The sequence below is a fragment of the Advenella sp. genome, from assembly GCF_052108595.1.
GTDB lineage: Bacteria > Pseudomonadota > Gammaproteobacteria > Burkholderiales > Burkholderiaceae_B > Advenella.
Window position 1 is genome coordinate 1 of sequence record NZ_JBQEAU010000126.1, and the last position, 12930, is coordinate 12930.

The 12930-nt window shown below is 51.7% G+C and carries 14 protein-coding genes and 1 pseudogene; 8 read left to right on the forward strand and 7 right to left on the reverse strand.

The genetic code is table 11. The features are described from left to right. The first annotated feature begins 292 nt into the window (after positions 1 to 292). Positions 293 to 505, forward strand: coding sequence for a hypothetical protein (locus tag ACTIKR_RS17900; protein ID WP_193087609.1), 213 nt, complete (start codon positions 293 to 295; stop codon positions 503 to 505). Between the two features lie 138 nt (positions 506 to 643). Here the strand turns inward: ACTIKR_RS17900 and ACTIKR_RS17905 are convergent, their stop codons facing one another. Both ACTIKR_RS17905 and ACTIKR_RS17910 read right to left on the reverse strand, forming a co-directional pair. Further along, the gene (locus ACTIKR_RS17905; RefSeq protein WP_193087608.1) at positions 644 to 1279 is read right to left on the reverse strand and encodes a Vat family streptogramin A O-acetyltransferase; all 636 of its coding nucleotides are present in this window, start codon (positions 1277 to 1279) and stop codon (positions 644 to 646) included. A gap of 202 nt (positions 1280 to 1481) precedes the next feature. Continuing rightward, positions 1482 to 2870 (reverse strand): amidohydrolase, encoded by a 1389-nt coding sequence (locus tag ACTIKR_RS17910; RefSeq protein ID WP_442328564.1) that lies wholly within the window; start codon positions 2868 to 2870, stop codon positions 1482 to 1484. A 421-nt stretch (positions 2871 to 3291) separates the two neighbouring features. Here ACTIKR_RS17910 and ACTIKR_RS17915 point away from each other — a divergent pair, with 421 nt between their 5' ends. The 5 genes from ACTIKR_RS17915 to ACTIKR_RS17935 all read left to right on the forward strand — a co-directional run bounded on the left by ACTIKR_RS17915 (position 3292) and on the right by ACTIKR_RS17935 (position 8228). Further along, complete coding sequence (locus ACTIKR_RS17915) at positions 3292 to 3720, forward strand: DUF2946 family protein (protein ID WP_442328565.1); 429 nt, start codon at positions 3292 to 3294, stop codon at positions 3718 to 3720. 166 nt (positions 3721 to 3886) lie between these two features. Further along, positions 3887 to 4489, forward strand: a complete 603-nt coding sequence (locus ACTIKR_RS17920) for an SCO family protein (RefSeq protein WP_193087605.1) — start codon at positions 3887 to 3889, stop codon at positions 4487 to 4489. 17 nt (positions 4490 to 4506) lie between these two features. Further along, complete coding sequence (locus ACTIKR_RS17925) at positions 4507 to 4983, forward strand: copper chaperone PCu(A)C (protein ID WP_193087604.1); 477 nt, start codon at positions 4507 to 4509, stop codon at positions 4981 to 4983. 12 nt (positions 4984 to 4995) lie between these two features. Then, complete coding sequence (locus ACTIKR_RS17930) at positions 4996 to 6378, forward strand: PepSY-associated TM helix domain-containing protein (protein WP_442328566.1); 1383 nt, start codon at positions 4996 to 4998, stop codon at positions 6376 to 6378. 512 nt (positions 6379 to 6890) lie between these two features. After that, entirely contained in the window at positions 6891 to 8228 is a 1338-nt protein-coding gene (locus ACTIKR_RS17935) for a hypothetical protein (RefSeq protein WP_442328567.1), read from the forward strand. 86 nt (positions 8229 to 8314) lie between these two features. Here ACTIKR_RS17935 and ACTIKR_RS17940 read toward each other — a convergent pair whose 3' ends face one another. From ACTIKR_RS17940 to ACTIKR_RS17950, 3 genes are all read right to left on the reverse strand, one after another. After that, positions 8315 to 8785 (reverse strand): HIT family protein, encoded by a 471-nt coding sequence (locus ACTIKR_RS17940; RefSeq protein WP_442328568.1) that lies wholly within the window; start codon positions 8783 to 8785, stop codon positions 8315 to 8317. Between the two features lie 433 nt (positions 8786 to 9218). Further along, complete coding sequence (locus ACTIKR_RS17945; protein ID WP_193087601.1) at positions 9219 to 9641, reverse strand: ACP-like domain-containing protein; 423 nt, start codon at positions 9639 to 9641, stop codon at positions 9219 to 9221. 39 nt (positions 9642 to 9680) lie between these two features. Further along, positions 9681 to 9890 carry a hypothetical protein gene (locus tag ACTIKR_RS17950; protein WP_193087600.1) on the reverse strand — a complete coding sequence of 70 codons (210 nt, stop codon included), beginning with the start codon at positions 9888 to 9890 and terminating at the stop codon, positions 9681 to 9683. A gap of 224 nt (positions 9891 to 10114) precedes the next feature. Here ACTIKR_RS17950 and sorT point away from each other — a divergent pair, with 224 nt between their 5' ends. Together sorT and sorU are read left to right on the forward strand one after the other, a co-directional pair. Further along, positions 10115 to 11341 (forward strand): SorT family sulfite dehydrogenase catalytic subunit, encoded by a 1227-nt coding sequence (sorT, locus tag ACTIKR_RS17955; RefSeq protein WP_193087599.1) that lies wholly within the window; start codon positions 10115 to 10117, stop codon positions 11339 to 11341. A gap of 8 nt (positions 11342 to 11349) precedes the next feature. Further along, complete coding sequence (gene sorU / locus ACTIKR_RS17960) at positions 11350 to 11688, forward strand: SorU family sulfite dehydrogenase c-type cytochrome subunit (RefSeq protein WP_193087598.1); 339 nt, start codon at positions 11350 to 11352, stop codon at positions 11686 to 11688. A gap of 271 nt (positions 11689 to 11959) precedes the next feature. On the opposite strand, the gene ACTIKR_RS17965 is transcribed toward sorU, so the two are convergent. Further along, entirely contained in the window at positions 11960 to 12646 is a 687-nt protein-coding gene (locus tag ACTIKR_RS17965; RefSeq protein ID WP_193087597.1) for a haloacid dehalogenase type II, read from the reverse strand. 19 nt (positions 12647 to 12665) lie between these two features. Then, a pseudogene (locus tag ACTIKR_RS17970) lies at positions 12666 to 12930 on the reverse strand (SDR family NAD(P)-dependent oxidoreductase); the annotation flags it as partial.

The window sequence follows — 12930 nt, forward strand, 5'->3', positions numbered from 1 at the left end:
GATTGTTGACGGCGGCATGTCGGTCAGACTCACTTGAGCAAAGCAGTTCAGCTCAGGCCCGCGCCGCAATCCTGCCCGATTCGCCGTAACGCGGCGCGGCGAGACTCGAGCCGGCACGGTGCGACGTGGTGCAGCCTAAACGCATCTTGAAGTTTTTAGCGACCAAGAAAACCAGCCATGGAATCGATTCAATTGCTGTACCCAGCTGAAACTTACCTTACAAGCGGCAACAGACAATGACACTTGTCATCTATTATCATGTGGTCAAAGTAAATCCAACAGGGGATCACAAATGAAAAAAATGCTTGTCGTTGTCGGGATGCTGATGATCTTTCTCTCGGGCTGCGTAGCACATGACCGCCACTCGGGATATCGCGATGGTTATCGATACAAGGGACCGAAATACGAGCGCAAGTACAATCATCATAAAAAGTACAAAAGCCACCGTTCCTATCATCGCAGCCGCGCCTGTTCTCCTGGACATGACAAACAAGGCCGTTGCTAAGCAGTGATGTGCATTTAGAAATCCGCTTGCAAACTACTGCCCATAAAGTTGGACGCTGATCCAATTTTTGGGGGTGTTTTTCATTGACAGGCTTTACTTTTCCGGCAATCTACGTCCGGCAAATGTCTGTTGCCAGATCTACACCGCGCCTGCGCGCAAGGCCTCTATGTCGCCCGATGCAATGATCGATAAATTGCGTGTTATTTTTTCCGCAGGCCAGTCCCACCAGGCGACGGCCTCCAGCACCGCAATATCGTCGGGCCGATAACGTTGCCGGATCGGTTTGGCCGGATTGCCTCCGACAATTGTATAGGCAGGTACATCGGCCACAACAACCGCGCGCGAAGACACGATGGCGCCATTGCCGATCTTCACGCCAGGCATGATCAGCGCCTCATAACCTATCCAGACATCGTTACCAATAACCGTATCCCCCTTGTAAGGGAGCTCGCCCAGTGCCGGCATGACGCTTTCCCAGCCCTTGCCAAAGATCTGGAACGGATACGTAGAGATGCCCGACAGCTTATGATTTGCGCCATTCATGATGAATCTTGCACCACGTGCGATCGCACAGAACTTGCCAATAATCAGCTTATCTCCGATGAACGGATAGTGGTACAGGACATTGCGTTCGAAATTTTCCGAGTCCTCCGGATCATCATAGTAGGTGTAGTCGCCAACGATAATATTTGGATTTTTCACCGTATTCTTGATAAAACAAACCTGAGCAAAGCCATCCATTGGGTGTTTGTTTTTCGGGTCTGGTCCGTGCATCGTTACCTCATCATTGAACGATAATAAATAGGGGCCATTCGATCCGACAATTGACCTTAAAGCCCGCCTTCTCCGAATGGTAGCATTTACCTTGGACGTTCAGCTCGTCTTGTGAACACTGCTCGAGAAGGCGCCCCGCTCTTTTCTCTTGCCCTTTTCTCCTACCCAATCTGGCACTTGTGCTCCTGGGCAACGCCCCAGGTCACTTCATGCTCAGAAAATCCACGGCCAGATTCGACATGGCGCGCACGCCGGTAATCATGGCTGACTCATCTACATAGAAATGCGGTGAGTGGTTGGGGGCGGCCTTGCTCAGTTCCGTCCCTTTGGGCGTGACCCCCAGATAGAAAAACATGCCCGGTGCTTTCTGCTGATAAAACGAGAAATCTTCCGATGCACTGGATTTTGGCTGCAGGTCATAATTGCCCTCGCCAGCTACCCGTCGCAGAGTGGGTCCCATTTTTTCGGTAAAGTCGGGAGGATTGACCACGGCGTTGTATAGCTCCACCACCTTGACCTTGGCACTCGCATTGGCGCTGGTGGCAATCGACTCAGCGGTATGCTTAATGCGCTGATGAATGTCCTTTTTCATTCCTTCATCATACGTGCGGATCGTACCCGTCATGGCAGCGTCCTCTGGAACAATATTCATCCGATTGCCGGCATGAAACGTTCCCACCGTAATGACTGCCGGTTCCAGTGCGATATTGGACTGACGACTGATAATGGTTTGCAGTCCCATGACAATTTGCGAACCCACTACAATCGGATCCACGCCCTGCCAGGGCCGCGCTCCGTGGGTCTGCCTGCCCTTGACATCAACCCAGAACTGATCGGCGGCCGCCATCGCGGGACCGCTGCGCCAATATAATTTGCCGGCTTCATATGAACTGGACACATGCAGACCAAAGACAGCGTCCACTTTGGGATTGTCCATCACGCCTTCGGCAATCATTTGTTTGGCGCCCCAGGTATTGGTGCCATCGGGTTCAAAATCTGCGGGGGTTTCTTCAGCCGGCTGAAAAATAAACTTGACCGTGCCCGGCAACTCATCCTTCATGCTGGCCAATACTTCGGCAGTGGCCATCAGCATGGCCGTATGCGTATCGTGGCCGCAGGCATGCATGACGTCGACCGGTTTGCCCAGGAAAGTGCCGGTGGCCTTGGAGGCAAACGGTACGTCAACCTGCTCCTTCACAGGCAAGGCATCCATATCGGCGCGCAGGGCAACCACCGGTCCCGGCTTGCCTCCTTTTAACACACCCACCACACCGGTGACGGCTACGCCTGTTTTGACATCCATGCCCAGGCTGCGCAAATGGTCTGCGACCAGCTTGGCCGTGCGTTTTTCCTGATTACCCAGTTCCGGATGTTCATGAATATCACGGCGCCACGCAATCAACTTGTTTTCAATGTCGCTGGCCTTGCTGTCTATTTTCGCGCTCAGAGCCGACGGTGGCGCCACTTTCTGGGCATCCGAGCCGGCGGCCACGGCGGCGGCCGTACCAGGCAACAGCGGCGTGCCAAGGCACAATGCGGCGGCAATGCTCAGGCGAAGCTTTTTGCACTTTTTCGTTGCTGGTATATTCATGAGTTCTCCTCTTTCTATTTGCGACTAAAAAAATGTTTTTTTGATTGTGTCAGTGCGAATATTATCACCCAGGACCCAACGAGCGGAACGTTTTATTATCATCGTATTATTTGTGCAGTTATCACAGATCGCTGACGACACAGTTGCGCTTCGCATGCGATTGGTGATGTCCTGAAAATTCCAGGACATCTACCCGTGCGACACCTATTGGCTGATATACAGTTTGCTTAACGTTGCAACTTAGCGCCGTTATCAAAAAATGAAATATGACATAGTTAACCACGATACCGGCTCATTCGGGATGCACCATTTTTTTCAAAAATACTTTTCACATCGCCCATTTTTTGTCTTAATATGCGATGATCCACGGTTCATACACCCGCATCCGTATTCTTGTCGAATGCTTTGATATCGCAAAATAATGTACGCAGTGCGCAAGCATCTCCTCTGCAAAGGCATCTCGGTCTGGCAACTCTTATTGTGCCTGGCAATGCTTGCGTTCGTGTGCAGATCGGTGATCCCCAGCGGCTATATGCCTGTATTGTCGGGCGACAAAGGTCGAACCGTCGTTCTGACGCTTTGCAATGCGGATGGCGGCAATGAAACACTACTGCTGAGCATTCCCAAGCAGCCCAACGAATCCCCTCCCCAGGACCACGCCGGCCAGGAATGTCCGTTTGGCCTGGTCATATCCCAGGGCATATTGCCTATCCTGGGTTCACCGGCAGTGCCAGTCACCGTATGGCAACAGCGTTTGGCACCATTTGTCGAGCACAACCGGGCCTTGCCACCGCTGCCTGCGCTCGGCCCGCCTCTGGGCCCACGCGCGCCCCCTTCCCACCTCGGCTGATATTTCACTGGTGACCGCGATGACTGCGATCACCAACCCGTGATTCTCATCTCCCGAGGTTTTTTCATGCCTATTATTCCTGTTCGCACGCAGGCTGCCCTTGTTGCAGCCGTCCGTGCGCCGGTCTCATCGCGCTCTTCATATCTATTCCCGCGAAGGAGGCCTCATGCCGCCAATCAATAGATTTCTGCGCATTATCACCACGGTCCTGATCGGCTGTCTCATTCTGTACGGCTGCTCTCGCCCCGCGACATTAACCAACATTCATGGGCGCGACCTGACCGGCGCCGAATTTGGCCGGGACTTTTCACTGGACGGCACCGATGGCGCTCGCCATACGCTGTCCGATTTCAGAGATAAGGTGGTCCTGGTATTTTTCGGATTTACCCAGTGTCCGGATATTTGCCCAACCGCGCTATTGCGCGCTGCAAACGTCAAAAAAATGCTGGGCAAGGACGGTCAGCGCCTGCAGGTATTGTTCATTACCGTGGATCCGGAAAGGGACAGTGCGCAATTGCTTGGCAATTATGTGAACGCCTTCGACCCCACGTTCCTTGGCCTGTACGGCTCGTTGCAAGAGACCCGGCAGACCGCCGAAGAATTCAAGGTCTACTATCAAAAAATCCCCACCGGATCGTCTTACACCATGGATCACACCGCACTGAGCTACCTGTATGACACCGCCGGTCGCCTTCGGATCGCCCTGTCACATACCCAGACCGATAAGGAGTATGTGCAGGATATTCGCAAGATATTGGCCCTTGATTAATTATTCCGGAGAATGTTATGTCGATATTTATCAATACAATGGCTGCCCTTCTGTCAACGTTTATGGTCGCATCGGCCTCTTATGCGCAAATAATTTATACGCAGGTAAAGGTGGACGATCCCTGGGTACGCGCCACCGTCCCACAACAGACCACTACCGGCGCCTTCATGCTTTTGACCGCACAATCAGACAGCAAGCTGGTTAGCGCCGCTTCGCCTGTCGCAGAGCATGTTGAACTGCACACGATGACGATGGAAAACGACATCATGAAAATGCGTCAGATTCCGGAACTTGCACTGGCCGCAGCTGAACCGGTCGCCCTCAAGTCTGGTGGCTATCACATCATGCTGATCGGCCTAAAAAAGCAGATCAGCGAGGGAAACATGATCCCCATGACGCTGACCTTCGAAGACAACGACGGCAATCGTACGCACATGCAGATCCAGGCCACTGCCCGATCCTTGCATGACGGTGCCAGCAACAATCACCAATAAGAGCAAATCCTTATGTCACATTTAACACCTATACCCGCCAAGGGGGCGGCGATCAACTTTCTGCGCAGGATTCATTTTTATGTTGGCCTGTTTATAGCACCTTTCATATTCGTAGCGGCATTGACCGGAACCCTTTATGTATTGACGCCACAACTTGAAAATGCCATTTATGCGGACACACTTTATATCAATCCACAGGGAACCGCCAGGCCGCTTTCTGAACAAATTGAAGCTGCACAGGACCATGTTGGCCGGCAGGCGAATATCTATGCGGTCAGGCCCGCGCCCGAGGCCACCAATACGACACGCGTGCAGTTTGCCGACGCCAGTTACGGGGCGTCGGAGTCCAGAGCCATTTTTGTCGATCCCTATACCCTTCAGATAAAGGGTGACATGATGGTCTATGGCACCAGCGGCGTGCTGCCCATTCGCTTATGGCTGGACAAGGCGCATCGCACCTTGCTGCTGGGCGATCTGGGCAGAAACTACAGCGAGCTGGCGGCCTCCTGGCTGTGGGCTGCTGCGCTGGGAGGGCTGCTGCTATGGTTCAGCACCCGCACGGCGCGCAAGGGCCCAAGAAAAGGAAGTGCTTTCCTGAAAAATCGCCATTGGCATACAACGCTGGGCCTGATGCTGTTTGTGGGCCTGATCTTTGTGTCGGTGACCGGCCTGACCTGGTCGCGCTGGGCGGGAGACAATATCAACCAATTGCGTGCCAACATGGGGTGGCTCACGCCACAAGTCAACACCACGTTAGCCCAGGACGCACACGCCATGCATACCGATCCTCATGCCGAACACCATGCCGCCATGGCGGGCACAGCACAGTCGACACAAGACTGGCCACGGGTTGTTGCTGCCGCCAGACAAGCCGGGATCCGCTCTAGCATGATAGAAATTCGTGCGCCCAAGGAGGCCGGTAAAGCCTGGACGGTCACAGAAGTGGATCGTCGCTGGCCCACGCAGGTTGATGCCGTTGCCGTCAATCCGCAAGACTTCAGTATCGTCGACCGGACCGAATTTAACACCTTTCCTTTGGTCGCCAAGCTGACCCGATGGGGTGTGGATACGCATATGGGGATTCTGTTCGGCCTGCCCAACCAGCTGTTGCTGATCGCTTTCGGGATCGGGCTTTGTGTGATGATCGCATTGGGATATCGCATGTGGTGGCTGCGCAGACCTGTCGCTTCCGGGTCCAATCCGGCAAGAACGCTTGTTGCTGCATGGATGCATTTGCCGACCTCGCTAAAGGCAATTTCAGTGGTAATCGCTGCCCTGTTGGGTTATGCCTTGCCCCTGATGGGCGTCAGCCTGCTGGCATTCATCGTACTCGACATCATCCGCTGGAAACGGGGCAACAGCCGGTCTGCCGTTATGTTGCGTAGCGGCGCTTGAAGGTGCGCGCCAGGGGCAGGTAAACATCGCTCAGATGCTGCCCCGGGGCTTTAATGGAGACACGTAGCTGGCCGGGATCATTCGGCCTGCTTTTATGACAGGAGTCCAAAGAGAGTCTGCAGCTGCAGCCCTACGCTAACCGCAGAACTTGAGTACGAGGAAAAAAGTGCAACCCCGTGGTTGAAGCCGCTGAAAATAACGGTTCGATAGTCATTTTCAACGCTATTGTTGTGCGATTAAATCAACTTAACATTTATTGACACAAATGAGAATAAATCTCATTTGATATGAGGCCTGGATTGATTATGATAATAAGTGTAACTTTTCCAACGCACACTCATCTTCCCACCTACAGGTATGTTGATAGATCAGGCACTCAAATCAATTGATTCAGTTAAAACAATAATATCTAACGGTCATTCCACAGAGCTGATCAGCCCTCGAGTCAATTTTCTGCTTCAGAATTCTGAAGAAAAATTATCGAAAATCAAACGATTGAATTAAGAAATGCTATGAAAAACATTCTTTTCAATAGACATGCCGCCTTGTCGTTAGGCTTGGTCGTTATACATCAGTCTCTCATTGCATTATCAGCTTTTTTCCTTACACAGTTAATAACTGCATATCAAACCGGCGAGCCTTTTTCCGCAAGCTTGTTTTGGTACCTTTTTTGCATGATCACGCCATTTCTGCCCGGCTGCCTGTCCCTTGTTCAGATGCAAAAGTGGTCAAACCATGTTCATCAACATTTTATTGAAATGGTACGGAAAAAGTGCTTTGCCCGGCCGGGTATCTATACCGATATCAACCTTAGAAACTCGATCGAATCGGTCATTTCCCGCAACTCATTTCCCATTCTGAGTGGATTTATTGCTTTTATACAAGGGTCTCTAACCTTCCTGTTAAACAGTGGCTTAAGTCTGATCGTCATCGGCATCATTCTGCCCAACGAGCTGATCTTTGGCTATTTATTGAGTGTTGTCATCAGTATCGTTTCTATTGTATTCCTGCACGAACCAATTGCTCGTGAAACAAAAAAAGTTGAAAAAACCTTTTCTGACTATGGCTCGGGCTTGGCAAAAATCTGGAGTAATGCAATCCTAGGGAATGTGCAAAACTTTGATAGCTGGAGCAATCGCGTAACGCAGGCCGGCAATAGATATTACGAACAATCGTTAAAGCAAACAAGCCTTCAACAAACCGGTAATCTACTATTAGGTGTCTTTACTTTGCTGCCAACAGCGTACTTGGTGTATTCGACATTGGTTAGCGGCACGCTGGACCCTGCGGTGGCAGCCGCAATTATAGTGAATCTGACCAGAGTATTTCATATACTCAATTCACTGGGCACTTTGATTTATCAACTACTGGATTGGTCTTCAGTTAAGGCCAGCTATCAATTTCTTTTTGATATCGTGCGGGATTTAGAAAATGACGGCCACATTGCAGATGCGCCAGTCAGGTCCATTAAGCTCAATGGAGCCGAAATTTCAGGCTATGCAGCAGTGGCAAAACAGTTAACGGAAGTAAATTGCGGACGGTTCACATTAAGAGGAGAAAACGGTTCTGGCAAATCCACTTTGCTTTTATATTTGAAGAAACACTTCGCAAACGATGCGTTCTACCTTCCTGCTTCCATGAATGAGCTGGTATGGAACGCTGAAACGGGGCCTTTGTCCACCGGACAACGCATGCTAACGGCGCTGCAGGAAATTACCACGTATCCAAATATTAAATATTTTTTACTGGATGAATGGGATGCGAATTTGGATAAAGAAAACAAGGTAAAGATTCATGAAATACTGGATGAATTGAGCAAAAAAGCTGTTGTTCTGGAAGTTCGACACTAAGGCGAAGTACCGCAGCCACGCCGCGTTCAGGCGCGCTCTTGCGCCACACGCTCATGTGATTTTTTTACATACCGAAAAAAACGATGCTATTGAACCACCAAGGCGTTCTTCAGTAGCTCGGCCTGCCTGATCAGCTCATCCCTGGAAGCCCGCGGCGCGTCGACAAAACGAAGATCCGTTTGCTCAATATATGCCGTTGAAGTGATGTCTGCATGGCCGATTAAAGGCACAAGATGCGCATGTACATGTGCAATATCGCTGCCGGTGAAAACAAAGCCGGCGCGTTCTACCTTGTGAATAGACTTCATGGCCTTGGCAAGCCGCTGTCCAAGCTGCATCATGCGGGCAGCAAGATCCGAGGGAAGATCATCAAAATAAGCATAATGCATACGTGGGATAAGTTGCACATGACCCGGCCGTATGGGATTGATATCCAGGAAAGCCATGAACTCATGATCTTCGTACACGATATGCGCAGGAATATTCCTGTTGGCAATTGCGCAAAAAAGGCATGAGTTCGTAGGGGTTTCTTCTTCGGAGTTTAAGTGAGGCGGCATAAGTTTAGGTTTCATCACGATTTGAGAAGCAATCGAGACTTTAGCACTACCAAGCGCCCGTGATCGAAGAACTGGCGAAAGAAACTGACTCTCTCCAAAGCTGGGTGCCGGACAATCATCGGGATGACTTGAGAACTTGCGATATCCAATCCTCGAACACACTTACCCGCAGCAGCGGCTCTATCTTTCCTCCAACCAGCCATTGCGGGTTGCACTCCCGCTACCAGGTAGATTCACTGCTAAATTCGCAAGGCGTGCATGCGATGGGCAAGAATAAGCCCATCGCAGTTTCGGCGGCAACGCCAAGCTACCCCACCGTCGCAGGGCTGGGAAACTTCGTTGTAACTCGTGATAATTCTTAGAGTAATTCCGTTCGGTGGCAATCCGATGCAGGTAGCCCAAAACATCGGATGACGATAAGTAATGACGCTAATTAGACGCCTCCGACCTTGCAATCCTTGACAAGAACGTTGCCAACGGTGGAAGTCTGACCAATGCCCCCCTGCCGCGCGTCCTGGGTGAGCATTTTCCCGTTGACCGAACCTACATCTTCACGCGTGAATTTGTCGGTGGTCCATGTGTATCCATTGCCGCGAAATGTATTGCCTACCATGTCGGCGTTGTTGGTTGTGGCACGTGTGAGTTCCATTGCCTGGTTGGCATAGACGACTTTGGCGGCTAGCGGCTCCTCACCCTGGAAGGTGTACTGGACGCTTACGGGCTGGGTGTTGCCTTGGCCGCAGCTATATTCGACCGTTTGTTGCGACAAATCCTTGCCGTTTTCATTTGACGTTGAACATGCGGCCAGTCCTGCACATAAAATCAAGCCCGTCAGTGTTGTAAGTTTATGATTCATAAGTAGTCCTTTTTAAAATCCCAGGCATCAAGCCTGCTCTTAAATTTTTATACCATCGTCACCATGCAACACCTGTAAACGTTCGTGCCCAATTGAAAATATTCGTGGCAAAACAGAAACCAAGGAATCGTTCGAACGCGCCTTTACGTAATCTTTTGAGTTTTCCCTTAAAAAACGCCATCTTTTTGTTAATGCTGTAATGAGACTCCCGTTCTCCTCACATAGTGGCGCAAATTCACGCTCAAACATGACCGTGTCACCTTCAAAAGCACAGACAACTACTTTGACGCAAGCGCTTGAGAACCCTGGGATGCTCAGTAATGCACTGAAGTACCTGGCAGGTGCCATGCCACCATTGCCTTGGCGCATCACTTTATGGTTGCCCGGTCTCTATTTCATTATGATATGATGTGAGATATAAATATATGACTTATAGATATAAAGAATAGACCAAACCGATCAGGGAGACAATAATGGAAAAGCTGACTAATGCAGGCCGTCGTCAGATGCTGATATCAACGGGCAGCATCGCCGCGATGGCGGGACTGGCTGGCGTGGCCCGCGCCGATATCGGCAAAGCGGACCCCGGCGCGGGCGGCTCGGCCGCCAAACCTTTGCCCGGGTATGCCAATTGGAAAGATGCCGACAGCATGATCGTCCATAGCGCGAACACGATAGAAACCCGGCGAACGGCCTTTGGAAACAGCGTCATCACGCCAACTAATCGCCTGTTCGTCCGCAACAACGTAGCGCCGCCAACCGATGCCAGCATGATGAAAGAGCCTGACAGCTGGACGCTTGAGGTTAGCGGCGTTGCCAAGCCACGCAGCTTCACCGTGGCTGAGCTCAAAGCCCTGGGCTTGGCGGCTGTGCCCATGGTCCTGCAGTGTTCAGGCAACGGCCGGGCCTGGTTTCCACATAAACCCAGCGGCACGCAATGGACCGTGGGCGCCGCTGGCTGCGTCATTTTTACCGGCGTGCCGGTCAAAGCGCTGTTGGAAGCAGTTGGGGGCATGGCCGAAGGCATGGTCTACATGACCAGCACGGGCGGCGAAGCCATTCCGCAAGGCTTGGATCCCAACACCATCCGGATCGAACGCTCGGTGCCAATTTCAGCCCTTGAAGACGCTATCCTGGCATGGGAGCTCAATGGCGAGGCCCTGCCGCTGGCGCATGGCGGCCCCTTGCGCATCATCGTACCCGGCTATACCGGCGTGAACTCCATCAAGTACATCAAGCACCTGGCATTCACCAAAGAGCAATCGCCGGCCAAAATACAGCAAACCAGCTATCGGTGGACGCCGGTAGGCGAGAAACCCAGTCCCAGCCAAGATTCCATTTGGGAATTGCCGGTCAAGTCCTGGATCAACTCCCCGTCCGACCCGGAGCAAACCGTTGCTGCCGGGCGTGTCCAGATCAGCGGCATTGCCATGGGCGGGATGACCGCGGCCAAGTCCATCGAAGTTTCCGTAAACGGCGGCAAAGATTGGATGAAGGCCGAGTTCGTCGGGCCTGACCTGGGCAAGTACGCCTGGCGTGAATTCGTCTTTAGCGCCGACCTGGCCGCTGGTACGCACGAGCTGGCCTGCCGCGCTACCAACGAGGCTGGCGATACTCAGCCCGAGGCACGCCGTGAAAATAATCGCGGTTATATCAACAACAGTTGGCGCGACCACATGGTGGCGGTCAAAGTCGCCTAAGGAAAAAAATGAAGCATGTTGTATTGTCAGCCGCAGCGGCTGTCTTATGGATGGGCGTTGCAGGCGCCAGTTTTGCAGCTGACTCCGATGCTCAGCTGGAGAAGGGAAAAGCCCTATTCATCTCTGATGCCGCGCCCGCCTGTGCCGTGTGCCACACCCTGAAAGACGCGGGTTCAGCCGGAACCATCGGCCCCGATCTTGATGAACTGAAACCCGATGCGGCACGCATTAAGAAGGTATTGCAGGAAGGCATGGCCGTTATGCCTTCCTATGCCGACTCCCTGGATGAGACATCCATGGATGCAATCGTGGCCTATGTCGTACATGCGACAGGCGGTGGGAAATAGACAACTCATGACTTGCTCAATAGGTCATCGATCTGAGTGAGTTGTCTGCAAGCTTGCCTATAAGGCCATAAAGACAAAACAGGCTATAAAAAACCCCGTAACTCGTTGAGTTAACGGGGTTTTTTATATATAAATCTGACGGATTGGGAAGGCCATTCAGATTTCATGCAAAACCATTACAAATACTAGACAATTCCAATACTGAAGTATGACTACCATTCTAGCCAATATGATAATGTAATTTCTATATTTTTACGTCTGAAGTTACCGCCTAAAAATCGCCAAATTCGCGGACAATTTCTGGCACCCCATCCAACCCACCAACCACATATGAGGGCGAAGTGCCCAATTCATCAAACGTGCTGTCGCGACGATTAACCCAGCAAACGTCAAATCCAAAGTGCCGTGCACCCGAGGCATCCCAAGCATTTGACGAGACAAAGAGAATCTGGGACGGCGGTAGGCTCAAAACTTCGCACGCGAGCGTATAAACGCGTGGATCGGGCTTGAATACTTCAATGCGCTCAACACTAAGCAGATGAGAGAAATATTCTTTCAAGCCAGAATTTTTCACGACACTGTCAATCGAGAAAGCCGACCCATTGGACAGAATAGCCAGCGGCAGCCCCATGTCTTTCAAGCGCTGCAGTGTGTCAGGCACCTCTGGATACGGCGACAAGTTCAGATAAGCATCGCACAGCACCTTACAAGTCGTCTCGTCGAGATGTAGCTTCAAATGATTGCAGGTGTAGACGAGCGCATCATGAGTCGCCTGCTCGAACGAAATGTACTGTCCCATCAAACTGCGCAACCAAGTATATTCGAGCTGCTTCTGGCGCCACATCTCGCTAATTTGCGTGCCTTGCCCGGGATACGATGCATTGCACTGGCCAGCCACCGAGTGAACGTCGTACAGCGTGCCGTAAAGATCAAATACAATAGCTTTGGTATCCGCCATGGAACGCTCCTTTACAAAGTCAGAGTGAAAAATGGTCCTTTACCGCTTCGGCAAGCTTAGGCTTGAGCGATGTGAACTTGTCGTCCAGTACAAGGGGATCTGTGCGGTTCTGTGCAATCATCGCCTCACGCACCTCGCCGCCACGAATTACCTGCATTGCGTTGGCTTCTATACCCTGGACAATGGCCTGGGCCACTGCGCTAGCCGGTTCACGAACGAAACCTAGATCGGGACCCGCTCGCGACGACGTCATCATCGGCGTATCGGTAGCGCCGGGGTAGACC